Source organism: Gymnodinialimonas ceratoperidinii (genome assembly GCF_019297855.1).
Lineage (GTDB): Bacteria > Pseudomonadota > Alphaproteobacteria > Rhodobacterales > Rhodobacteraceae > Gymnodinialimonas > Gymnodinialimonas ceratoperidinii.
In genome coordinates this window covers 1,211,516-1,233,015 of sequence record NZ_CP079194.1, presented here as the reverse complement: position 1 = coordinate 1,233,015, position 21,500 = coordinate 1,211,516, and the positions used below count along the sequence as shown (strand labels likewise).

22 protein-coding genes are annotated in these 21,500 nt (G+C 63.2%); 10 read left to right on the top strand and 12 right to left on the bottom strand.

The window, feature by feature from the left end:
- Positions 1–51: 51 nt before the first annotated feature.
- The 6 genes from KYE46_RS06030 to KYE46_RS06005 form a co-directional block, all read right to left on the bottom strand.
- Positions 52–999 carry a 2-hydroxyacid dehydrogenase gene (locus tag KYE46_RS06030; RefSeq protein ID WP_283095221.1) on the bottom strand — a complete coding sequence of 316 codons (948 nt, stop codon included), beginning with the start codon at positions 997–999 and terminating at the stop codon, positions 52–54.
- On the bottom strand, positions 996–1,334 hold the full coding sequence (locus KYE46_RS06025; RefSeq protein ID WP_219004167.1) for a tRNA-binding protein: 339 nt from the start codon (positions 1,332–1,334) through the stop codon (positions 996–998). Before KYE46_RS06025 ends, KYE46_RS06030 begins: the two co-directional genes overlap by 4 nt.
- Positions 1,331–2,140 carry a pyrroline-5-carboxylate reductase gene (gene proC / locus KYE46_RS06020; protein ID WP_219004166.1) on the bottom strand — a complete coding sequence of 270 codons (810 nt, stop codon included), beginning with the start codon at positions 2,138–2,140 and terminating at the stop codon, positions 1,331–1,333. Before proC ends, KYE46_RS06025 begins: the two co-directional genes overlap by 4 nt.
- Before the next feature lie 169 nt (positions 2,141–2,309).
- Entirely contained in the window at positions 2,310–2,813 is a 504-nt protein-coding gene (locus KYE46_RS06015) for a type III secretion system chaperone family protein (protein ID WP_219004165.1), read from the bottom strand.
- A gap of 299 nt (positions 2,814–3,112) precedes the next feature.
- Positions 3,113–3,781 (bottom strand): DUF2726 domain-containing protein, encoded by a 669-nt coding sequence (locus tag KYE46_RS06010; protein WP_219004164.1) that lies wholly within the window; start codon positions 3,779–3,781, stop codon positions 3,113–3,115.
- A 43-nt stretch (positions 3,782–3,824) separates the two neighbouring features.
- A complete protein-coding gene (locus KYE46_RS06005; RefSeq protein WP_219004163.1) occupies positions 3,825–4,085 on the bottom strand; it encodes an accessory factor UbiK family protein in 261 nt (86 codons plus the stop codon).
- 115 nt (positions 4,086–4,200) lie between these two features.
- Here KYE46_RS06005 and lgt point away from each other — a divergent pair, with 115 nt between their 5' ends.
- The 4 genes from lgt (at position 4,201) to KYE46_RS17540 (ending at position 7,361) form a co-directional block, all read left to right on the top strand.
- Positions 4,201–5,124, top strand: coding sequence for a prolipoprotein diacylglyceryl transferase (gene lgt / locus KYE46_RS06000; RefSeq protein ID WP_219004161.1), 924 nt, complete (start codon positions 4,201–4,203; stop codon positions 5,122–5,124).
- Between the two features lie 2 nt (positions 5,125–5,126).
- Positions 5,127–6,191: a class I SAM-dependent methyltransferase gene (locus KYE46_RS05995; protein ID WP_219004159.1), complete on the top strand. Its 1,065-nt coding sequence runs from the start codon at positions 5,127–5,129 to the stop codon at positions 6,189–6,191.
- The gene (gene pgeF / locus KYE46_RS05990) at positions 6,191–6,934 is read left to right on the top strand and encodes a peptidoglycan editing factor PgeF (RefSeq protein WP_219004156.1); all 744 of its coding nucleotides are present in this window, start codon (positions 6,191–6,193) and stop codon (positions 6,932–6,934) included. Before KYE46_RS05995 ends, pgeF begins: the two co-directional genes overlap by 1 nt.
- A gap of 295 nt (positions 6,935–7,229) precedes the next feature.
- A complete protein-coding gene (locus KYE46_RS17540) occupies positions 7,230–7,361 on the top strand; it encodes a hypothetical protein (protein WP_283095212.1) in 132 nt (43 codons plus the stop codon).
- Positions 7,362–7,580: 219 nt separating this feature from the next.
- Here KYE46_RS17540 and KYE46_RS05985 read toward each other — a convergent pair whose 3' ends face one another.
- Both KYE46_RS05985 and KYE46_RS05980 read right to left on the bottom strand, forming a co-directional pair.
- Complete coding sequence (locus tag KYE46_RS05985; protein WP_219004154.1) at positions 7,581–9,593, bottom strand: tetratricopeptide repeat-containing sulfotransferase family protein; 2,013 nt, start codon at positions 9,591–9,593, stop codon at positions 7,581–7,583.
- A 3-nt stretch (positions 9,594–9,596) separates the two neighbouring features.
- On the bottom strand, positions 9,597–10,097 hold the full coding sequence (locus tag KYE46_RS05980) for an Lrp/AsnC family transcriptional regulator (protein ID WP_219004152.1): 501 nt from the start codon (positions 10,095–10,097) through the stop codon (positions 9,597–9,599).
- A 186-nt stretch (positions 10,098–10,283) separates the two neighbouring features.
- Between KYE46_RS05980 and trxB the strand changes: the two genes are divergently transcribed.
- Positions 10,284–11,285 (top strand): thioredoxin-disulfide reductase, encoded by a 1,002-nt coding sequence (gene trxB / locus KYE46_RS05975; protein WP_219004150.1) that lies wholly within the window; start codon positions 10,284–10,286, stop codon positions 11,283–11,285.
- A 195-nt stretch (positions 11,286–11,480) separates the two neighbouring features.
- A complete protein-coding gene (locus KYE46_RS05970) occupies positions 11,481–13,556 on the top strand; it encodes a bifunctional sulfate adenylyltransferase/adenylylsulfate kinase (protein ID WP_219004148.1) in 2,076 nt (691 codons plus the stop codon).
- A 66-nt stretch (positions 13,557–13,622) separates the two neighbouring features.
- Here KYE46_RS05970 and KYE46_RS05965 read toward each other — a convergent pair whose 3' ends face one another.
- Together KYE46_RS05965 and KYE46_RS05960 are read right to left on the bottom strand one after the other, a co-directional pair.
- A complete protein-coding gene (locus KYE46_RS05965; RefSeq protein WP_219004146.1) occupies positions 13,623–13,982 on the bottom strand; it encodes a PRC-barrel domain-containing protein in 360 nt (119 codons plus the stop codon).
- A 149-nt stretch (positions 13,983–14,131) separates the two neighbouring features.
- A complete protein-coding gene (locus tag KYE46_RS05960; RefSeq protein WP_428845086.1) occupies positions 14,132–15,616 on the bottom strand; it encodes an MORN repeat-containing protein in 1,485 nt (494 codons plus the stop codon).
- A 214-nt stretch (positions 15,617–15,830) separates the two neighbouring features.
- Here KYE46_RS05960 and KYE46_RS05955 point away from each other — a divergent pair, with 214 nt between their 5' ends.
- The 3 genes from KYE46_RS05955 (at position 15,831) to KYE46_RS05945 (ending at position 20,319) form a co-directional block, all read left to right on the top strand.
- Positions 15,831–17,489 (top strand): NAD+ synthase, encoded by a 1,659-nt coding sequence (locus tag KYE46_RS05955; RefSeq protein ID WP_219004145.1) that lies wholly within the window; start codon positions 15,831–15,833, stop codon positions 17,487–17,489.
- A gap of 134 nt (positions 17,490–17,623) precedes the next feature.
- Positions 17,624–18,337 (top strand): leucine-rich repeat domain-containing protein, encoded by a 714-nt coding sequence (locus KYE46_RS05950; RefSeq protein WP_219004144.1) that lies wholly within the window; start codon positions 17,624–17,626, stop codon positions 18,335–18,337.
- Positions 18,338–18,411: 74 nt separating this feature from the next.
- Positions 18,412–20,319, top strand: a complete 1,908-nt coding sequence (locus KYE46_RS05945) for a cation:proton antiporter domain-containing protein (RefSeq protein ID WP_219004143.1) — start codon at positions 18,412–18,414, stop codon at positions 20,317–20,319.
- Positions 20,320–20,397: 78 nt separating this feature from the next.
- On the opposite strand, the gene KYE46_RS05940 is transcribed toward KYE46_RS05945, so the two are convergent.
- Positions 20,398–20,619, bottom strand: a complete 222-nt coding sequence (locus tag KYE46_RS05940) for a DUF1150 family protein (protein ID WP_219004142.1) — start codon at positions 20,617–20,619, stop codon at positions 20,398–20,400.
- Positions 20,619–21,071, bottom strand: a complete 453-nt coding sequence (locus KYE46_RS05935) for an Hsp20 family protein (RefSeq protein WP_219004141.1) — start codon at positions 21,069–21,071, stop codon at positions 20,619–20,621. Before KYE46_RS05935 ends, KYE46_RS05940 begins: the two co-directional genes overlap by 1 nt.
- A gap of 171 nt (positions 21,072–21,242) precedes the next feature.
- Here KYE46_RS05935 and KYE46_RS05930 point away from each other — a divergent pair, with 171 nt between their 5' ends.
- Entirely contained in the window at positions 21,243–21,461 is a 219-nt protein-coding gene (locus KYE46_RS05930) for a YdcH family protein (RefSeq protein WP_219004140.1), read from the top strand.
- Positions 21,462–21,500: the final 39 nt, after the last annotated feature.

Below are 21,500 nucleotides of genomic sequence, written 5' to 3'. Positions count from 1 at the left end.
CAACCTCTCTCCGAATGCCCGCACCGGGCACCTCGCCACCGACCGGAATGCTCAGACCGCGTTGGGGGCCGCCCGCCCTTCGGCAACCGCGATCACGTTGTCGAGCGCCATGCGCCCCATGTCTTCGCGCACTTCCAACGCCGCAGTGCCCAGATGCGGCAGCAGCGTCACATTCTCCATCGCGCGCAGGGCTTCGGGGACATGTGGCTCCTGTTCGTAAACATCAAGCCCTGCGCCCGCGATCTGCGCCTCTTGCAAGGCCTTGATCAGGGCGGCTTCATCAATCACGTCGCCTCGCGAGATGTTGACCAGGATCGCGTGTTCCTGCATCGCGGCCAGCTGAGGCGCGCCGATCAAATGACGGGTCTCCGAGCCCCCCGGTGTTGCCAGCACGACGACATCTGCCTGCGCCAGGGCGGCCTCCATCGGCAGTTGTTCCGCCGGGAAATCCGTCGTTTTCTCCGAGCGGTTCACGTAGATGATGCGGCATCCGAAGCCGAAGTGGCAGCGCTTCGCGATGGCCTGACCAATCCGCCCCATGCCGATCACGCAGACCGTCTTGCCGCTGAAATGCATCCCGAGCATCTGGACCGGGTGCCAGCCGTCCCACGCGCCCTGTCGCACCAGCCTTTCACCCTCGCCCGCGCGGCGTGTCGCCATGAGGATCAAGGTCATCGCAATGTCGGCAGTGGCGTCCGTGACCGCGCCGGGCGTGTTGGAAACCTCGACACCTGCAGCACGGGCGGCCGCGACGTCGATGTGGTTATAGCCGACGCCGAAATTCGCCAGCAACTTCGCGCGCGGCTCAGGCACCTCGGCGAAGGCCTCGGCAGTGAACGCGTCGCCGAGCGTGGGCAGGATCAGGTCATACGCGCGCAACGCCGCCACGCATTCACCGTGGTCCATCGGCTCCGTCGTGTCACGGCAGGTCACATCGAACCGCGCCTTTGCGTCGGCCATGACACTTTCCGGCAGGCGGCGCGAAATCAGCATGTTCAGCAAAGACGTTCTCCATTGGCGACGGGATGATCGGGACGCACCAGAACGACGCCCCCCTCGGCATCGTGCAATCCGAGGATCAGGACCTCGGATCGGACCGGACCGATCTGGCGCGGCGGAAAGTTCACGACGCCGATAACCTGTTTTCCGACAAGCGCATCGGGCGAGTAATGCGCGGTGATCTGGGCCGAGGATTTCTTCTCGCCAATCTCGTCCCCGAAATCGACCCATAGCTTGATGGCGGGTTTGCGTGCCTCGGGGAAGTCCTCGGCGCGGGTGATGGTGCCGACGCGGATGTCGACCGCCATGAAGTCGTCGAAACTGATCTCGCTCATTTGCGCAGCTCTCGCGAACGATGGGTCGCTGCGGCGACCGTCTTGCGCATCAGCGGCGCGAGGCCGCCCTCGCCCATCAGCACTTCAAGTCCAGCCTGCGTGGTCCCGTTCGGGGAAGTCACGTTGATGCGCAATTGTTCGGGTGTTTCGTCCGCCTGTTCGGCCAACGCCCCGGCGCCTGCGACAGTCGCCTTGGCCAGTTGCATCGCCATGTCGGCGGGCAGCCCCTCGGCGCGGGCGGCAGCGGCGAGCGTGTCGATCATGTAGAAGACGTAAGCAGGGCCCGAGCCGGAAATGCCGGTCACGGCATCGATCTGACCTTCGCTGGTCAGCCGCACGACCTGCCCGATCGCCTTCAGAAGATCCTCGGCCATGTCGAGATCCGCATCGGTGGCGTCCGCATTGCCGACGATGGCGGTAATGCCCTTGCCGACGGCAGCGGGCGTATTGGGCATGGAGCGCACGATGCGCGTGCCCGCGCCAAAGGCCTTCTCGTACATCTGGATCGTGGTTCCCGCCGCGACCGATAGGATCAGGGTGTCGCCGCCGCCAAATCTTTCAACCTGCGGCAGGGCCTCCTGCATCATCTGCGGCTTGACCGCGATCATCAGGATCGCAGGGCTTTCAGGCAGATCCTCGTTGATATGAACCCCGGTGCCTTGCAGCCATTCCGACGGGTTTGGATCAATGATGTGCACGGCGTCCGGCGACAATCCTCCCGAAAGCCACCCCTGCAACATCGCAGAACCCATTTTGCCACAGCCAAGCAAGACCAGCCCGCGGCTGTTCATCTGCGTCATATCCATTGAATTCGCCCCCAAGGCATTCTGAAAACGTGCCGATAATGGCGACAGAATGACAGCGTGAAGGACGCAGTAAAAGAGGCGCGGCGCATCGCGAAAGGAAGTGTTGCTTCTACGCGCCGACAGCCACAGGTCGGGCGCTGAGCCGCCGATCGTCGTCGGAGGTTAGCCGTCAGGCGCGGCCGAAAGTCTCGCAGATCGCGACGCTCATCGCCTGCTCGGGCGAGCTGTCGGACCAGAGCGCGAGTTGGAAGGCCGGATAGTACCGCTCGGAAGCAGCAACGGCCGCGTCCACCATGCAGGCGATCTGATCGGCCGAGGCCAATTGCTCGCCTGCCAGAACGAGGCCGTAGCGGTAGACCATGAGCTTTTGAGATGCCCAATAAGTAAAGGCACCCGCCCAGCAGCGGTCGTTCACGAGGTTCAGCGTCTCGTAAAGCTTGGGCAACGTGCCCTCCGGCGGCTCCATATCGAAGGTACAGATCATCCGCAGTGTCTCGTCATACGAGGACCAAGCGAGGGTGATCGTGTAACTGCGCCATTGCCCTTCGATCGACATGGCGATTTGATCGTCGGCAATCCGGTCGAAGTCCCACGCGTGGTGGGCGGCCAGAGTCTCCACGATATCAATCGGGTGCAACTCATCGAAGTCGACGTATTCTTCTGCGTGCGACATAGCCCCAAACCCTTCAGGTTGGCCGCCATCGCGTGTCTTGGTGGTAAGCACCCAAGTTTGCCACGACGGCTTGGTGTCTTTCCTAGGGCTTGGCTGCTCTGCCTCAACCCCTACGAAATATGGTGATCCTTCGAGGACTCGCTGTAAAGAAGTATTTTTGTTGAGGAAACCATGCCGAACCGTGAATTGTGCGATTAACCACAACATATTGTGAAACCGTCAAGACGATCCACAAGGGGGTGAGATATCCACAGATTTATGTGGATAACGGGAGGGCGTGTGAGTTAGAATGGTTACTGCTACTCGGCAGCGATCGCGTCCTTCAGACCGAGGAGGTCGCGCAGGTCACGCCTTTGGCCTGCTGTAAGGCCGCCTGCTGCGACTTCGAGAAAGCGAATACCAGCAGCATGGCAAGCTACCCGTTTCGCGTGGTCGCGGCCGTGCGCGCTACCCTGATAATGCCCGTCACCTTGGTACTCGATCGCGCATACGGGATTTCCGACGCGGTCGATCAGCAAAAAATCCACGCGCTTTCGGTTCAGACAGTGCGAGGCTTCTTGCGCGATATCTTTCAGGTCGGCCCGATAGGCTACCTCCAAGAATTCTCCGCAGGACACTTGCGTAAATACTCTGTAACCACGGGAGCTTTGCGCGACGAGGCGTTCGAGTTCCCGGAAGAGATGGTACTCCGGACGGTTCATCAGGCGCTGCTTTCGCCAACCCACACGTTGAATCAGGTCCGCTCCGTGGGAGAACAGCCGGGCATTCTTCGCCTTTTCTTCAGCCAAAGCATGCTCCGCCTCCGCGAGCTTCTCCTTATGTTTCATCGCAACAGTGCTTACGACAATAACGAAGGCTATCATGCACCCATACGCGCCGATCAATACGATGGTTGAAACTTGCGCTAAAAAAGAAAGCATTAAGCCGAGCCCCGCGTGCTGAGTCCCGTCATGAAAAAGCCCGGCCATGGCAATGGTCGGGCTTAAACTTGGAATAATGGTGGCAGACTGTCTATTTAGTATCAGTCTTAGGCTCGGACTTCTCAAGCGCGTCCAGACGGGCCTTGAGCGCCTCGTTCTCTTCACGCGCCTTCTGCGCCATGGCGCGGACAGCGTCGAACTCTTCGCGGGTCACGAGGTTCCGGTTTGCCAACCAGCGGTCCATCATGCCGTTCATCGCGGTTTCAGCTTCGTCCTTCGCACCCTGGGCCACACCCATGGCGTTGGTCATCAGCTTGCTGAGGTCATCCATTACTTTGTTACGGGTCTGCATCGGCGGGCTCCTGATTAAGTTGTGACTGATATGGGCGCGGAGGCTAAGGGTATCAAGGTTGACAACGTCGCAACAGCCCCGCACCCAAGGGGAAATGTGACCGCGAGGCTCTGCCATGTTTGCTATCCCCTTTCCGCCGCTATCGCCCGAATTGTTCTCGATCGAGCTTGGCAGCTTCACCTTCGCGTTGCGCTGGTACGCGTTGGCCTATCTGGCGGGGTTGGGGATTGGCTGGTGGATCATCGTCCGCGCCTGCGCCCGGCCCGAGCTATGGCCCGGCAACACCCCACCGATGCCGCCGCAAAAGGTCGAAGGGCTGCTGACGGCAGTTGTCCTCGGCGTGATCATCGGCGGGCGCTTGGGATATGTCCTCTTCTACCGACCGGGCTATTATTTGGAGAACCCTCTGCAGATCGTGCAAGTCTGGCAGGGGGGCATGTCATTCCACGGCGGGTTGATCGGCGTCACCATCGCGGCCCTGATCTTCTGCCGGATCAACAGGGCGCCACCGCTACAGGTCTCGGACGCGATGGCGATGGTCGTGGGCTTCGGCCTGCTGTTTGGTCGATTGGCAAACTTCGTCAACGCCGAGCTATGGGGCCGCGCCTCGGACGTGCCATGGGCCGTCATATTCCCCGGCGCAGAAGCGCAGAATTGCACGGGGCCGGAGGGGTTGGTGGACTATCTCGGCGCGACGGTCTGCGCCCGCCATCCGTCGCAACTCTACGAAGCCGCACTGGAAGGCGCGCTGCTTCTGGCGGTTGTCCTGACGCTCGCCTTCAAGGCCGGGTGGCTGAAACGTCCGGGCGCAATCACCGGGATGTTCTTGCTGATCTACGGCTCTTCGCGGTTCTTCGTCGAATTCTTCCGTCAGCCCGATGAGCATTTCACCAGCCCGGATAACCCGGTGGGCTTCGCCCTTGCGCTGTCGCCCGACGTGGGTCTGACCATGGGCCAGATCCTGACGATCCCGATGGTGCTGGTGGGCTTTTGGCTGATCCTGCGCACGCGTCGGAGAACGGCGGAAATCGGGGGCTGAAGATGTCTCTCAAGGATCGCATGATCGCCCGCATTGCGCGGATGGGGCCGATGACCCTTGCCGATTACATGGCCGAGTGTCTGCACGACCCACAGTATGGCTACTATGCCACGCGTGATCCTTTGGGGCGCCGGGGCGATTTCATCACCGCCCCTGAAATCTCGCAGATGTTTGGAGAGCTGGTCGGCCTCTGGTTGGCGCAGGTGTGGATGGATCAGGGCGGCGGCACGGTCCGGCTGGTGGAGCTTGGCCCGGGTCGCGGCACCCTGATGGCCGACGTCCTGCGAGCGACCCGAGCGGTGCCGGGGTTCCACGACGCCGTTGAGCTGCATCTGGTCGAGGCCTCTCCGACCCTGCGCGCGGTGCAGTCGGAGGCGCTTGCAAGCTACGATCCGCAGTTCCATGACAGCCTCGGCGATGTGCCGGAAGGGCCGATGCTCCTCATCGCCAACGAATTCTTCGACGCGCTGCCGATCCGCCAGTTTCAGATGAACGATGCCGGCGATTGGCAGGAGCGGCAGGTGGGCGCGTCCGACGGCGCGCTGATCTGGGGCCTCGCCCCTCCCGCGCCGTTGGAGGTTCGCGAGGGCTTCAAGCCCGGCATGATCGTGGAAACCTGCGCGCCGGCCGAGGCTATCGCGGAAGAAATCGGCCGCCGCGTGGCACAGGGCGGCGCCGCCCTGATCGTGGATTACGGTGATTGGCAGAGCCGGGGTGACACCTTTCAGGCGCTTGAAAACCACGCTTTCGCGGATCCCCTGACCCACCCCGGAAACGCCGATCTGACGGCCCATGTGGCCTTCGAGCCGATTGCTCGGGCGGCGCAGGTTCAGGCGTCGGCCCTGACCCCGCAGGGGGTCTTTCTGGAACGGCTCGGCATAACGGCGCGTGCGCAGGCGTTGGCCGCGCGTCTTGAGGGGAGCGCTCTGGAGGCACACGTCGCCGCGCACCGACGCTTGACGCACCCCGATGAAATGGGGACCCTGTTCAAGGTATTGGCGTTGACCCCAAAGGGCGCGCCCCCGCCCCCTGCCTTAGACCCAAGCGATCCACCGGAGCCTCGTTGATGACCCTCTCGCCCCTCACCTCTCCGCTGCTCGACGGGGTGACCCACGGGTTCTTCACCCGCCAGGGCGGCGCGTCGACGGGGATTTACCGGGGGTTGAATTGCGGCACCGGCTCCTCCGATCAGGCGGAGGTCGTGGCGATGAACCGCGCCCGTGTCGCCGACGTCATGGGGGTCGACGCGCTCGCAGGGGTGCACCAAATCCATTCCGCCACCGCCGTCATCGCGGATACCTCCGCGCGCCCGCGTGCCGACGCATTGGTCACGGCCGATCGCGGCGTGGCCCTGACGATCCTGACCGCCGATTGCCAGCCGGTGCTCTTTGCCGATACGGACGCTGGCGTCATCGGTGCGGCGCATGCCGGATGGAAGGGCGCCGTTGACGGCGTGTTGGAGGCGACCTTGGACAAGATGGAGGAACTGGGCGCAAAGCGGGGTCAGACCCGCGCGGTCATCGGACCCTCGATCAGCCAACGCGCCTACGAGGTGGGTGAGGAGTTTTTCGAGCGCTTCCTCGATGAAGACCCCGACAATGCACGCTTTTTTGCCAATGGCGCGGAGGGGAAATACCAGTTCGATCTGGTGGGTTTCGGCCTCGCCCGTCTGCGCGCGGCCGGCGTGGCAGAAGCCGAGTGGACAGGCCATTGCACCTATTCCGACCCGGAGCGTTTCTATTCGTACCGCCGGGCGACCCACAACGGGGAGGCCGACTACGGCCGCCTGATCGCGGCGATCCGTCTGTAGGCACCGCGCGATTCCGCACTAGCCCCGAGACAACACACCCACGACTTCGCGATTGGTTCTGAATCAGACACAATCGGGGCGCACCTCGCCCTCAGATGTCCACAATTTGAGACAGATTTTCGAAAGAGCCTAACGAAACAACGCAATTTCGCCTGTCTTCCTGCCCCAATATTGCCCAGAAGATTCATCGCCTGTTAGCGATTTTGCCTCAAGACTGACCCAAACCCGAGCCAGATTGGCTGCAACGCAACAACACAGCTCACTTCTGAGCGCTCGGCAATTTGGAGCAAAAAACATGAAAACGCCTCGCTGGATGGAAACGGTCTTGAACGAAGCGAAGAAGGAGCAGATCGACCTGCCGTGGTCTCGCAAAGCGCGGGCTGCACGGCGTGCGGAGAAGCCGCAACTGCTGACGGCTGCTGAGTAAAGCAGTCAGACCCCCGGACTATTATGACCCCGAGGCCCCTGCATTAACTAGCTTGCGCGGACACGGCTAGAATGGCCGCCCCGCGCAATGACACACCGGGACGCTAAAAGGCGACCCACCACACGTTTCACCAAGCGAGACCGCCCGACGGCAGGTCTCGCTTTCGTGTTTAATGGTGCCAGTCGAGATGCGCGGTAACCCGTTGGCTCCGCGCAGGGATCAAAGCGTCAGATCCATATCCGCCTCGAGCGTCGCGATGAGCGGCTGCAATTCTTCCGCATGACGCCTCCACCCGGCCACAGCCGTGGTTCCGATCGGCTGCCGCGCTTGCGCGAAGCTGAGCGTCTGGATGCGCCGGCCCGTCGCCTCTGGCGCAAGGCACGCATCGTTCCACGGCAGATCCACCGCCTCGAGCAACGCCCGGATGTGGGGTTCCGGCTCAGCGGTCAGCGCCTCGTATTCCACCACATGCACGCGGTCGGGCAGCGCTTTCTGCCAGAATTCCACCACGGCGTCGTGAAGCCGAATGTATTTTCCCATGGCCTGCAAATCATAGGCGTAGCGGTGCAAGCCCTCCGGAAACATGTTGCGGTAGAGCGACAGGCCGGTGTCGCGAGGGTCACGTTTCACCAACACGAAATGCGCCCCCGGCAGCGCGCGGGCGGCATGGCCGATGCGGGAAAACGTGGCAATCGCCTTGTCGGCGATGACCCGAGCTCCTCCCGTACGTCGCTGCGCAGCGCTGAGGTACCGCTGACCCGCCGTGGCTAGCGCGTCGGGTGACAATGTGTCGTGGCGCAGCGCCTCCAGCACCGGCATCAGCGCGCGGGAGAGGAACGGCATCTCGCCACCGGCGCCAACATCGGGGTGCGCGGCGAGGATGGTTTCGATCAGCGTCGTGCCACTGCGCGGCAGGCCGGTCACGAAGATCACCGGGTCAACCGGCCCTTGTGCGGGAACGTCCTTGAGGGTGTTCCACTCAGCCGTCAGAAGCCGCGCTTCGGCCAGATCCGCTTCGAAATTGTAGGGATAGGCCTTGCCCATCAAGCGGTTAGCGACATCGAGATGCGGGAAAACAGCATCATGCTGTCCCATGTCTCCCCGCGCCTTCGCGGCGGCGAAATGCAAGGCCGCGCGGTCGGGTGCCTTGATGTCCGCGCGCTCCAACACGGCGTCGAGGCGCGGCAGGATCGGGTCGTCCTCGGTAATTTTGCGGCCGTTCATATAGGCGCGGTAGGCCTCGCCATGAGTCGGGGTCGCGTCGATTGCAGCGATCAGACCCGCCTCGGCCGCAGCGAACTCACCAGCCGATTGATGCAACTGTGCTCGGTGGGTCATGAGCGTCGCGGTTGGCGTCTTCAGAGCCTCGTCGATGACAGCCTCGGCGCCGGCGATATTGCCCGCCTCTTCCAGTGCGAAGGCCGTGGCGCGTAGCAGAGGTTCGGTGGCGGCGCCTGCCTTGATGGCGTCACGCGCAGCGTCAAGCGCGGCGTCGCCTTTCCCCAGTTGCGCCAAGGACAGCGCCAGCTCAGCCGCTCCGCGCGCGTCCTTGAGCGGTCGCGATTGCAAGGCCTCGACGGCGGCTTCCGGACGGCCGGTATCCCGGAACAGCCGCGCTCGGATCAATGTGGCCTCGGGCGTCGCGAGATCGCCCAATGTGGCCTCGGCCTGAGCAGGTCTCTGCGCGCCAGCATAGGCGCGGGCCAAGGCCAGTCGGGCGGGAACATAATCCGGGTCCCGTGCGACGGCTGTTTCCAACGGCGCGACAGCGGGCTTCGAAAGCGCGAGGCGCGCCTCTCCCAACAGATATGCGGGCCAGAACGCCGCGGGGGCGCGCTTGCCGAGCGCCACGGCTGCCATTTCAGCCTGGTCGGCGCGGCCCGATTTCAGAGCCTGCAGGATCGGACGTGCATCGGCCTCGGACCCGAGAGTGATCTTCGCGCGGAACGCCTCTTTCTCCAGTTTCACCCGCGCACCGCCGCGCAGGACGCTATGGAGACCTTGCCAGATCGCGGCCTCTTTCGGCTTGCGCCGAAGTGCTGCGCGGAAATCCTTCTCGGCCGCTTTCGGATCACGCGCCATCAGGCACCGTGCGCGTTGGAAGAGCACCTCGGGAATGTCCGCGCGCTGCGACAGGATACGGTCGAAGATAGCCAGTGCCGCGTCGGTTTTCCCGGCTTGCTGCGCGGCGAGCCCCTCCTTGTAGAGGGCCGTCAGGTCAGGCGCAGCCATGGCTCAGGCGATCTGCGCAAGGCGATCTTCCATCACGTCGAACGGCACGCCGGGGGTGTCCTTTGCCCCTCGGATCACCAGCGACGTGCGCACCGACGCGACGTTCGGGGCTGAGGTCAGCTCCCCCGTCAGAAAGCTCTGGAAGGACGAGAGATCGGGCGCCACGCATTTCAGGATGAAGTCGATCTCGCCGTTCAACATGTGGCACTCGCGGACCAGGGGCCAGTCGTTGCAGCGCTGCTCGAACGCCATGAGATCGGATTCCGCCTGACTGGCGAGGCTGATCATCGCGAAGACCTGAACCTCGAACCCCAATTGCCGCGCATCGACCTCGGCATGATAGCCCTTGATGAACCCGGCCTCTTCCAAGGTGCGGACGCGGCGCAGGCATGGCGGGGCGGAAATGCCGACGCGTTTGGCCAGTTCTACATTGGTCATCCGACCATCGGCTTGCAGTTCGGCCAGAATCTTCCGGTCGATCTCATCCAGTTTGGTTTGAGGCATTCGTCGTCTTCCCTGCATGTGCGATTTCGAATGAACCGCAGCCTTTGGTCTTTGCGCAATTATATTTCACGATCGCGCAAGAATTGGAATAGGTCACATGCAATTGCATGGGTTTTGCGGGGCTTTAATCACCGGGCGCGGAGGGATATATCCCTGAGGTCACATCGCCGCTGGAGAGCCACACCCATGTCCGAGACCCGCCACACCCGCCTTCTGATCATCGGCTCCGGCCCTGCTGGCTACACGGCGGGCGTCTATGCCAGCCGCGCCATGCTCGAGCCTATTCTGGTCCAAGGCATCCAGCCCGGCGGACAGCTGACGATCACCACCGACGTGGAGAACTGGCCCGGCGACAACTCCGTCATGGGGCCTGACCTGATGGTGCGGATGGAAGCCCACGCCAAGGAGATGGGGACCGAGATCATCGGCGATCACATCCAGTCTCTCGATCTCTCCAAGCGCCCCTTCACGGCGCAGGGCGACAGCGGTACGACATATACGGCCGATGCGGTCGTATTGGCGACCGGCGCGCAGGCAAAGTGGTTGGGTCTGCCGAGCGAAGAGCACTTCAAGGGCTTCGGCGTCAGCGCCTGCGCCACCTGTGACGGCTTCTTCTACCGCGGTCAGGAGATCGTCGTGATCGGCGGCGGCAACACGGCGGTGGAGGAGGCTCTGTTCCTCACCAACTTCGCCTCCAAGGTCACGCTTATCCACCGCCGCGACAGCCTGCGCGCCGAGAAGATCATGCAGGATCGCCTGTTCAAGAACCCCAAGGTAGAGGTCCTGTGGGATCACGAAGTGGCCGAGGTTGTCGGCACGTCGGACCCGCGCGGTGTGGAGGGCGTTCGTGCCAAACATGTCGAGACCGGCGAAATCACCGAGATCCCCTGCAAGGGCTTCTTCGTCGCAATCGGCCACGCGCCGGCGACCGAGCTGGTGAAGGACCAGCTCGAGATGCACAACGGCGGCTACGTGAAGGTGCAGGCCGGCACGACGAAGACTTCGATCCCCGGCGTCTTTGCCGCGGGTGATTTGACCGACCACGTCTATCGCCAGGCGGTCACGAGCGCAGGCATGGGTTGCATGGCGGCGCTGGATGCAGAGAAGTTCCTGGCTGAAATGGAAGGCGAAGACACTGCGGAGGCTGGCGTCTACGCGGCTCCCGTGGACGTCGGCGCTGCCGAGTAAGTGCGGCGCGCTCTAGTGGAGCGCCGCCAACTCCACACGTTCGAATGAAAGAGACCCGGCCTCTGCCTCGGGAGGCCGGGTGACGGCTATGCACACTTACACAAAATTTTACGTTCACGAATGAACAAAGTTCTTTGACATTGGCGCGCGTTGTGGCATGCGTTCATTCGTGAACAAATACCGGACTCGCCCAAGATGCCTGCGCCAGCCCCTGTAACACTGCCGGAAGATGATCTTCTCTTCCGCCTCCTGCGCCAGATTGATCTCGCGCCGGAGGGGTCGCAGCGCGTCACGGCTCAGGCTCTGGGCATAAGCCTCGGGCGCCTCAATGCGCTGCTACGCGCGGTGACCGAGGCCGGACTTGTCCAATTGTCGGACCGCAACAGCCCGGACCGGCGGCAGAAGGTCAGCTACGCGCTGACCCCTCGCGGCGCTGCAGTGAAATCGCAGTTGGTCGACAAGTTTCTCGCCCGCAAATTTGATGAATATAACGCGCTCCATGCCGAACTGACCGGCCGCGCGCTTTCTCCCAAGCTCTCGAAAGACAGGAATACGAATATGGCAGCCCCTCTCCACGCTCCGATCCCGGAGCTCTACGTCTCCTATGACAGCGCCCAGAAACTGAAGGTCGAGGCTGGCGAACTGCCCTCCTGGGACCTGACCGCGCGGCAGGTTTGCGATCTGGAACTGTTGATGAACGGCGGTTTCAACCCTTTGAAGGGGTTCATGGGGCAAGAGGACTACGACAACGTGGTCGAGAACATGCGCATGGCCGACGGCACGCTCTGGCCGATGCCGATCACGCTCGACGTCTCCGAGGCCTTCGCCGAAGGGATCGAGCCCGGTCAGGACATCGCGCTGCGGGACGCCGAAGGCGTGATCCTCGCGATCCTGTCGATCAGCGACAAGTGGACGCCGAACAAGGCGCGCGAGGCCGAGAAGGTCTACGGCGCCGATGACCTCGCCCATCCGGCGGTGAACTACCTGCATAACGTCGCGGGCCCGATCTATCTGGGCGGCGCGATCACCGGCATCCAGCAGCCCGTCCACTATGATTTCCGCGCCCGCCGCGACACACCGAACGAGCTGCGTGCCTATTTCCGCAAGCTTGGCTGGCGCAAGATCGTGGCCTTCCAGACCCGCAACCCGCTGCACCGCGCCCATCAGGAGCTGACCTTCCGCGCCGCCAAGGAAGCGCAGGCCAACCTGCTGATCCACCCCGTTGTGGGCATGACCAAGCCCGGTGACGTCGATCACTTCACCCGCGTGCGTTGCTACGAGGCGGTGCTTGATCAATACCCCGCCGCGACCACGTCGATGAGCCTGCTGAACCTCGCCATGCGCATGGCCGGCCCGCGCGAGGCCGTCTGGCACGGGCTGATCCGCAAGAACCACGGCTGCACCCATTTCATCGTCGGCCGCGACCACGCGGGCCCCGGCAAGAACTCCGCCGGCGAGGATTTCTACGGCCCCTACGATGCGCAGGACCTCTTCCGCGAGCATCAGGAGGAAATGGGCATCGAGATGGTGGACTTCAAACACATGGTCTACGTCCAGGAACGCGCCCAGTACGAGCCCGCCGACGAGATCACCGACAAGGATGACGTCACGATCCTGAACATCTCTGGCACCGAGCTGCGCCGCCGCCTGCGCGAAGGGCTGGAGATTCCCGAGTGGTTCTCCTTCCCGCAGGTCGTGGAAGAGCTGCGCCGCACCTCGCCGCCGCGCTCGCAGCAGGGCTTCACGGTGTTCTTCACCGGCCTTTCCGGCTCGGGCAAGTCGACCATCGCCAACGCGATCATGGTCAAGCTGATGGAGCAAGGCGGGCGTCCGGTGACGCTGCTGGACGGTGACGTGGTGCGCAAAAACCTGTCGTCGGAACTCGGATTCTCGAAAGAGCACCGCGACCTGAATATCCGCCGCATCGGCTACGTCGCCTCGGAGATCACCAAGAACGGCGGCATCGCCATCTGCGCGCCGATCGCGCCCTACACCGCGACCCGCCGGGCTGTGCGCGAAGAGATCGAGCAGTTCGGTGCCTTCATCGAGGTCCATGTTGCCACGTCGCTCGAGGAATGCGAGCGCCGCGACCGCAAGGGCCTCTACAAGCTGGCGCGCGAAGGCAAGATCAAGGAATTCACCGGCATCTCGGACCCTTATGAAGAGCCGACCAATGCCGAGCTTGTCGTCGATACCGAGGGTATGGATGTGGATTACTGCGCTCAGCAGGTTCTGCTGAAGCTGGAATCCATGGGCCTGATCGCCGCGTAAGCTGCGCCAGACAAAAAGCGACCGGCCCTTGGTCAAGCCAAGGGCCGGTCTTTCTCTGCCCGCAGGTCAGATCCAGTAGTAGGGTGCCGCGTAATAATCGTGGGTGCGTTTTTCCCAGTCGCGGTTGTTGTACCAGTCGTTGGGACGTTCAGGCGCGCCGGTTAGCTGCTCCTGCGTGATGTCGGTCACGAAACCGCCCTTCGACGTGTCATAGTTCAGCTTGCCCCATGGGACCGAGTAGTGGTCCTCGCCGAGGCCCAGAAAGCCGCCGAAGCTCATCACGGCATAGGATACCTTGCCGGACTGCTTGTCGATCATCAGGTGATCGATCTCGCCGACCTGGTTACCGTCTTTTCCGTAAACAGTCGTGCCGTTGACATCGGCAGAACTCACGAGCGGATCAGCTGTGTGGTTATCAAGTGCCATTGTTCGTCTCCTTTCGCTGTTGCGGTACTAGGAAAACGAATGGCCCCGGATGATGTTCCGGGATTTTTATGTGCGTTTTCGGATCGTCGGCGGGAACTGGCCGAGCTTCCGTCGCGAGCCGCCATATCCTGGTGAAAGCTGCGGCGGCGTCATTCGTCGGTGTCTGTCGGATCCTCGGCGCCCGGCTCTACTTCGCCGGTATCCGGCGTCTCGGCCGGGGTTGGCGCGTCCGTGGCTTCACCGGAGGGCAAGCCGTTCTCCCACTGGGTTTCCAGCACCTCGCCAGAGGCATAGGTCATCGTGCCCGCGCCTTGGCGGCGACCGTTGACGAAGGTGCCCTCATAGACGTCGCCGTTGGAATAGGTGGCCGTGCCGGCGCCGTTGATCTCACCGTCTTGCCACTCGCCTGTGTAGGTGAACCCGTCCGGCATGGTGAGCGTGCCTTGGCCTTGGCGCTGACCGGCGGCAAAGCTGCCCTCGTAGACCGTGCCGTCGGCGTAGGTTGCCTGACCCTGACCGTGGCGCAGGCCGTCTTCCCACTGGCCCTCGTAGCGGTAACCGTCGGGATGGCTCATCACGCCCTCGCCATGCTGGCGCGCGTTGAGGAACTGACCGTCGTAGACGAGCCCGTTGGCGTAAGTCGCCACGCCCGCCCCCTGGATCACGCCGTCGACCCAGGCACCCGTATAGGAGGCGCCGTCCGGATAGGTGATCGTGCCCTGACCATGGGCGAGATCGTTGCGGAACTGGCCCACGTAGATCGAGCCGTCGGGATAGGTGACCGTGCCCTCGCCCTCGATCCGGCCCTCGACCCAGTTGCCGGTGTAGACGTAGCCATCGGTCCCGGTGAACGTGCCGTCGCCGTGGCGGCGATCCTCGGCAAAGGCGCCCTCGTAGACATCGCCATTGGCATAGGTCACGCGGCCCGCGCCTTGACGTTGACCGTTCACCAGCGCACCGACGTAGACGTCGCCGTTGGGCTGCGTCAGCGTGCCTTGGCCATTGATCTGACCCTCGGCCCACTCGCCCTCGTAGATCACGCCGTCCGCCATCTCGAGCCGCCCCGTGCCCGAGCGGACGCCGCCGTCGAACTGGCCGGTATACGTCGCGCCATCGGGATAGGTGATCGTGCCGGTGCCCTGCTTCACCCCGTCGACCCATTCGCCCTCATAGCGGTAGCCTTCGGGACCCGTCATCAGGCCGGTGCCGTGGTGCAGTGCATTGCGGAAGCTGCCGGTATAGGTCACGCCGTTCGAATAGACAGCCGTCCCGTTACCCTCGATCCGGCCCTCGACCCAATCGCCCTCATAGGTGGAGCCGTCGGCGAAGGTGATGGTGCCGGTGCCATGGGGCCGGCCGGCGATGAAGGCACCCTCGTAGATCGACTGGTCGGGGAAGACGGCGCGGCCTTGGCCCCTGATCTCACCATCGACCCAGGTGCCGGTGTAGGTATAGCCGTTGGGCAGGCGATAGGTGCCGGTACCGTGCTGGACGCCGTTGCGGAACTCGCCCTCGTAGATGCCGCCATTGTCGTACTGCTGGATGTCCGTCGTGGTTTCCGCAGCGCTGCTTGCGTCCGGCGTCGGTGCGTCGGGTGTCGCCGTTTCCTGCGCCACGGCGCTGCCGGCGATCATCATCGCGGCGACGCTTGCCAAAATTTGTGGGCTTCCGAAAATCCGTGACGCCATTGCTCGCCCCCCTCAACCGGAGATGTTGTTCATTTCAAGCGTAAAGCTAGGTGACGATGACAGTTGGCGCAATCTCTTTAACCCTTCCGAGGCTCCGCTTGGCGCTTGGACGCGCGCGCCAACCTGATATGACGGGCACAACATCCGTATGGGAGGCACCATGGCCGACACCTTTCGCCTGACATTGGCACAGCTCAACGCTACTCTCGGTGATCTCGAGGGCAACGCCGACCTCGTCCGCCGCGCTTTTGCCGAGGCCAAGGCGCAGGGCAGTGATTTCCTCGCTTTCCCCGAGATGTTCATCACCGGCTACCAGCTTCTAGACCTTGTCATGAAGCAGGCCTTTGCCGAGGACGTGCAGCGGGTGATCACCCAATTGGCAGAAGAGCTATCCGACGGTCCGGCCTTCGGCATCGGGGGGCCGATGTGGGGCGGCACCAAGCCGTTCAACGCCTATTACATCTGCGATGGCGGCAAGGTGGTGGCGACGATCCTGAAGCACCATTTGCCCAATTACAAAGTCTTCGATGAAGTGCGCTACTACCACAGCGCCGATCCGCAGGGGCCGGTCAGCATCAACGGCGTACGCGTGGGCTTCCCGATTTGCGAGGATGCCTGGTACGAGGATGTTTGCGAGACGCTGGAGGAATCCGGTGCCGAGATCCTGATCAGCCCCAACGGCTCCCCCTACCATCGCGGCAAGATGGGCCTGCGCCAATCGGTGATCGTGTCCCGCGTGGTCGAAACCGGGCTGCCGATGGCCTACCTGAACCTTGTCGGCGGGCAGGATGACCAGGTCTTCGACGGCGGCTCCTTCGTGCTGAACAAAGGCGGCGCGCTGGCCGTGCAGATGCCGCAGTTCGAAGAGGTCGTGACAACCGTCAATTTCACCCGCGAGGACGCGGGATGGATCGCCGAGGAAGGCGAAAAAGCGCATCTGCCGGAAGAATACGAGGCCGATTACCGGGTGATGGTCATGGCGCTTGGGGATTACCTGCGAAAGACGGGCTTCAAGTCTGTCGTCCTAGGCCTGTCGGGCGGGGTCGACAGCGCCATCGTTGCCTGCATTGCCGCCGATGCCATCGGGCCCGAGAATGTCCATTGCGTGATGCTGCCCTCGCGCTTCACCTCCGAAACCTCGCTGGAGGATGCCCGCGACGTGGCTGCGCGCTTGGGCGTGCGCCTCGACACCATCCCGATCACGCCGGCGCGCGAAGCTGTCACCGCCTCGCTTGCGCCGCTCTTCGAGGGGCTGGAGGAGGACGTGACCGAAGAGAACATCCAGTCTCGCCTGCGCGGGGTGATGCTGATGGCGCTCTCCAACAAATTCAGCTCCATGTTGCTGACAACGGGCAATAAGTCCGAGGTCGCCGTGGGCTACGCCACGATCTACGGCGACATGGCGGGGGGCTACAATCCGATCAAGGATCTCTACAAGACCCGCGTGTTCGAGACCTGCCGCTGGCGCAACCGCGAGCATCGCGACTGGATGCTGGCCCCAGAGGGCGAAGTGATCCCGCCCCGCGTGATCGACAAGCCGCCCACCGCCGAGCTGCGCGAGGATCAGAAGGACGAGGACAGCCTGCCCCCCTACGAGGACCTCGACGTGATGCTGGAGATGCTGATCGACAAGGACCTCAGCGTCGCCGACGTGGTTGCGGCCGGATACGACCGCGAGTGGGTCCGAAAGATCGAGCGGCTGATCTACCTCAGCGAATACAAGCGCTTCCAGGCAGCTCCCGGTGCGCGACTGACACAAAGGGCGTTCTGGCTCGACCGGCGCTATCCCATCGCAAACCGCTGGCGCGACGGAGGGTAGACGGCCGCGCTATCGGGGCCGTTGACATATCGCGGTGGGGGAGGCTGGTCGCGAAAGCGGAGGCTTTCCTCCATTGCGCCCGCAGCCTTTCAGGCACCAGATTGATGGCTCGATCTGCACATCAAGGGCCTGTCATGTTCCGCGCTACCACCGCCACCATTCACACTCTTTGCATGCTCGCCCTTGCCGGGTGTCAGCCCTCCTCCGACGGCCGCGATCACGGACAGATGCAGCTTGACGCCTGCGTGGCCGAAGCCTGCACGACGCTCAATCTCGATGGCTACGGCATGCGCGATTACAATGCTGTGGCAGGCCTCGCGCACGTGACCTCGCTGATGGTCAGCTACACCGATTTCGCGGACCTGTCCGAGCTTGCCGCCATGTCGCAGCTGCGCGAATTGCACATGGGGATGACCGAGGTCACGGACCTCGACGGGCTGGCCGCCTTCCCGAACCTCGAGGTGCTCCACGCGCAATACCTCGAGCCGCAAAGTTTCGCCCCCGTGGCCGGGCTGGCCCGTTTGCGCGAATTGGCCGTCGGGTCGGCGGGCCTCGATGACCTCTCCTTCGTGGCTCAGATGCCTGCCTTGCATCGGCTGCTGGTCGTCAATTCCGTGCAAGGGCTCGACCTTTCGCCGCTTGCAGGGCACCCCGGCCTGCGCGCCCTTGATCTACGCGCCTCCGACGGCATGGACCTGCGCCCGCTTCTGACCCTGCCGAACCTGCAAGAGGTCGCTCTCAGCCGCATCGGCGAGGACATCGACCCGACGCAGGCGCAAGTCGTGGCGCAGTTGCGCGCCCGTGGCGTGAGCGTGGATCTGGACGCCATCGTCGTTCCGGTCTGCTGAGGCGTCGCAAAGCCCTTGCCTTGGCAACCCCGTTTCGCGTTCTCTGATCCGAACACTTTTGCGGGGCCGCAGCGATGACCGACTTCCTCCTCCTCTCCTTCATCTTCCTGATTGCGGGCGTCATCGCCGTGCCCATCGCCAGCCGCTTGGGCCTCGGCTCCGTCCTCGGTTACCTGATCGCCGGCATCGTGATTTCTCCGGTGCTCGGCTGGTTGGGCGTCGACGTGATCTCGATCCAGCATTTCGCCGAGTTCGGCGTCGTGATGATGCTGTTCCTCGTAGGGCTGGAGCTGCAACCCAAGGCCCTGTGGGAGATGCGCGCGCGGCTGATCGGGCTTGGCGGCGGTCAGATCCTGCTGACAACGCTCGCCGTCATGGCTGTGGCCATGACGCTTGGACAGGTCTGGCAGATTGGCTTGGCCATCGGGCTTGTCTTCGCCCTGTCCTCAACGGCAATTGTCCTGCAAACCCTTGGCGAGAAAAGGCTTCTCAAGTCCGACGGCGGACAAGGCAGCTTCTCGGTCCTTCTGACCCAAGACATTGCCGTGATCCCGATGCTGGCGTTGCTGCCGCTGCTGGCGATGCCGGAACTCGCGGACTTGGGCACCGAGGCCGCACACGGGGCCGACCCTCTCGCGGGTGACGATGCGCATCACGGCGCCGGGGATGATCACGGCACCTCGATGAGCCTCACCGCCGGGCTGAACGGCTGGCAGACCGCACTGGTGACCCTCGGCGCCGTCGGTTTCGTGGTGGTCGGCGGCTCGCTTCTGACCGGTCCGCTCTTCCGCTTCATCGCCGCCGCCAACCTGCGCGAGCTCTTCACGGCGACGGCGCTGATGATGGTCATCGGCATTGCGCTTCTGATGTCGCTGGTGGGGCTTTCGCCCGCGCTTGGGACCTTCCTCGCAGGGGTCGTTCTGGCGAACTCCGCCTATCGCCACGAGCTGGAATCCGATATCGACCCCTTCCGCGGCCTGCTGCTCGGGCTGTTCTTCATGACCGTCGGCGCGGGCGTCAACTTCACCCTGCTCGGTGAGAACCTCGCGACCGTCGTGGCGCTGACCCTGGGCCTCATGGTCTTGAAGGCGGCGATCCTCTTCGGCCTCTCCCTCGTCTTCCGCATCCGCGGTGCCGACCGCTGGCTTCTGGCGTTGAGCCTTGCGCAGGCAGGAGAATTCGGGTTCGTGCTGCTGTCCTTCACCGTCGCCAACAACGTCTTGTCGGCCGCGCTCTCGGATCTTCTACTTCTGGTCGTCGCGCTGTCGATGTTGCTGACGCCGGGGCTCTTCATCCTCTACGACCGTGTCATTGCACCCCGCTTCAACGTGTCCGAAGACCGAGCCCCTGATCCGATGCCCGAGAATGCCAAGATCATCATCGCCGGCGCCGGCCGCGTCGGCGGTTTGATTGACCGATTGCTGCGGGCGGCAGGCCACCACTCAACGGTGATCGATTACAACGCCCGCCGGCTGGAGATCATGCAGAAGTTCGGCGTCAAGAATTACTACGGCGATGCGACCCGCCCCGACCTTCTGGCCGCCGCCGGGATCGCCGATGCCGATGTGCTGATCATTGCCATCGACGACCGCGACAGCATCACGCAAATCGTGGAATACGCGCACAAGACCTATCCCGATCTGCACATCATCGCCCGCGCCATCGATCGCGATCATGTCTATGATCTCTGGTATCACGGCTGCCGCGACATCATCCGCGAGACCTATGACAGCACCCTGCGCATGGGACGGTCCGCGTTTCAGGCGCTCGGCCTGTCGAAGGAGGATGCGCAGGCAATGGTGGATACGTTCAACGCCCACGACCGAAAGGCGATGGTCGCCGTCGCAGCCGTGCACAAGGTCGGCGTCGCGGCCCACGAGAACGACGAATACATCGCCATGGTCGCCAAGTTGCGCGAAGAGATGGAGAGCACGATGACCCCCGAGATGGAGGCGATCCGCAACGGAAAACGCCCCGCCTGATGCCGGAGTGCCGGCCAGACGGGGCGTTGAATTACTCTCGGAACAAACCCCTCGCACACGCGTCGAGGGGACCGTTGATCAGTGCACGCTGTGCGGCTCCATGCCGTTTTGCCGCGCAACGATGAAGGCAAGCTCGCGGTCACGGGCGAGCGCCAGTTGCTCACCGTCTTCGCCGCCAATCGCATAGAGCGTCTTCAGACCCTCGGCCTGCTCTTGCACTTCCTCCGGCAGGTCATCGACCGCGACTTCACGGATATAGACGATCTTCTGCTCGGTCGTGGTTACTTCTTCCTGTGTCATTATTCGTCGCCTCCGGTTTTCATCGAGCGCGCCTCGGCGCCTCGGGTCTGGATCTTGATCGTCTGCACGACGCTATCGGGCAGCACGCGGGTCAGGTCGACGTGGAGAAGCCCGTTCTCCATCTCGGCACCTGCGACGTCGACGCCGTCAGCCAGCACGAAAGAGCGCTGGAATTGCCGCGTCGCGATCCCTCGGTGGAGGTACACCCGGTCGGCCTGCGCGTCGTCCTGCTTGCCGCGGATCACCAATTGGCGATCCTCGACCGTGATCGAAAGGTCAGCATCCGCAAACCCCGCCACGGCAAGCGTGATGCGGTAAGCATTCTCGCCGCGCTGTTCGATATTGTAGGGCGGATAGCCCTCGTTTCCAGATTTGGCGGTGCGCTCCACCAGCCGTTCAAGCTGGTCAAACCCCAGAAGATAGGGGTGGGAGGCAAGGGTCAGTTTCGTCATCTCAGGCACATCCTCAAGGCAAGCGATCTGCGGTACGGTCCGACCTCCCGCATTCGGCAAGGCCCCGTTACCTGAATATGGGATGCGCGCGCCGCCCCTTCAAGTGCGAGAGGCTTGGAGCCCGCAGACATTGGCGCTAAGTTGATCTCCTGAATCGGGGAAATATCGCCAATGAACGCGCCGTCTGAGATGAACCACGAAGATGTTCTGGCCGTGCAATTGCGGGTATTGCGCCGAGAGCATCGCGATCTGGACGCCGCGATCGAAGCGCTGCAGGAATCGGTCAACCCCGATCAATTGACCCTGAAACGGCTGAAAACCCAGAAACTGAAGCTCAAAGACCGCATCGCCCAGGTCGAAGACGAGCTTACCCCCGACATCATCGCTTGAGACCCCGCCCGCGCGCCTTATAGTGCGCGCTTCCTGAGG

Coding starts and splice junctions, on each gene's coding strand:
- KYE46_RS06025 (WP_219004167.1), bottom strand. CDS start 1,334: ATGAGCGAGATCAGTTTCGACGACTTCATGGCGGTCGACATCCGCGTC.
- proC (WP_219004166.1), bottom strand. CDS start 2,140: ATGGATATGACGCAGATGAACAGCCGCGGGCTGGTCTTGCTTGGCTGT.
- KYE46_RS06015 (WP_219004165.1), bottom strand. CDS start 2,813: ATGTCGCACGCAGAAGAATACGTCGACTTCGATGAGTTGCACCCGATT.
- KYE46_RS06010 (WP_219004164.1), bottom strand. CDS start 3,781: ATGGCCGGGCTTTTTCATGACGGGACTCAGCACGCGGGGCTCGGCTTA.
- KYE46_RS06005 (WP_219004163.1), bottom strand. CDS start 4,085: ATGCAGACCCGTAACAAAGTAATGGATGACCTCAGCAAGCTGATGACC.
- lgt (WP_219004161.1), top strand. CDS start 4,201: ATGTTTGCTATCCCCTTTCCGCCGCTATCGCCCGAATTGTTCTCGATC.
- KYE46_RS05995 (WP_219004159.1), top strand. CDS start 5,127: ATGTCTCTCAAGGATCGCATGATCGCCCGCATTGCGCGGATGGGGCCG.
- pgeF (WP_219004156.1), top strand. CDS start 6,191: ATGACCCTCTCGCCCCTCACCTCTCCGCTGCTCGACGGGGTGACCCAC.
- KYE46_RS17540 (WP_283095212.1), top strand. CDS start 7,230: ATGAAAACGCCTCGCTGGATGGAAACGGTCTTGAACGAAGCGAAGAAG.
- KYE46_RS05985 (WP_219004154.1), bottom strand. CDS start 9,593: ATGGCTGCGCCTGACCTGACGGCCCTCTACAAGGAGGGGCTCGCCGCG.
- KYE46_RS05980 (WP_219004152.1), bottom strand. CDS start 10,097: ATGCCTCAAACCAAACTGGATGAGATCGACCGGAAGATTCTGGCCGAA.
- trxB (WP_219004150.1), top strand. CDS start 10,284: ATGTCCGAGACCCGCCACACCCGCCTTCTGATCATCGGCTCCGGCCCT.
- KYE46_RS05970 (WP_219004148.1), top strand. CDS start 11,481: ATGCCTGCGCCAGCCCCTGTAACACTGCCGGAAGATGATCTTCTCTTC.
- KYE46_RS05965 (WP_219004146.1), bottom strand. CDS start 13,982: ATGGCACTTGATAACCACACAGCTGATCCGCTCGTGAGTTCTGCCGAT.
- KYE46_RS05960 (WP_428845086.1), bottom strand. CDS start 15,616: ATGATCGCCGGCAGCGCCGTGGCGCAGGAAACGGCGACACCCGACGCA.
- KYE46_RS05955 (WP_219004145.1), top strand. CDS start 15,831: ATGGCCGACACCTTTCGCCTGACATTGGCACAGCTCAACGCTACTCTC.
- KYE46_RS05950 (WP_219004144.1), top strand. CDS start 17,624: ATGTTCCGCGCTACCACCGCCACCATTCACACTCTTTGCATGCTCGCC.
- KYE46_RS05945 (WP_219004143.1), top strand. CDS start 18,412: ATGACCGACTTCCTCCTCCTCTCCTTCATCTTCCTGATTGCGGGCGTC.
- KYE46_RS05940 (WP_219004142.1), bottom strand. CDS start 20,619: ATGACACAGGAAGAAGTAACCACGACCGAGCAGAAGATCGTCTATATC.
- KYE46_RS05935 (WP_219004141.1), bottom strand. CDS start 21,071: ATGACGAAACTGACCCTTGCCTCCCACCCCTATCTTCTGGGGTTTGAC.
- KYE46_RS05930 (WP_219004140.1), top strand. CDS start 21,243: ATGAACGCGCCGTCTGAGATGAACCACGAAGATGTTCTGGCCGTGCAA.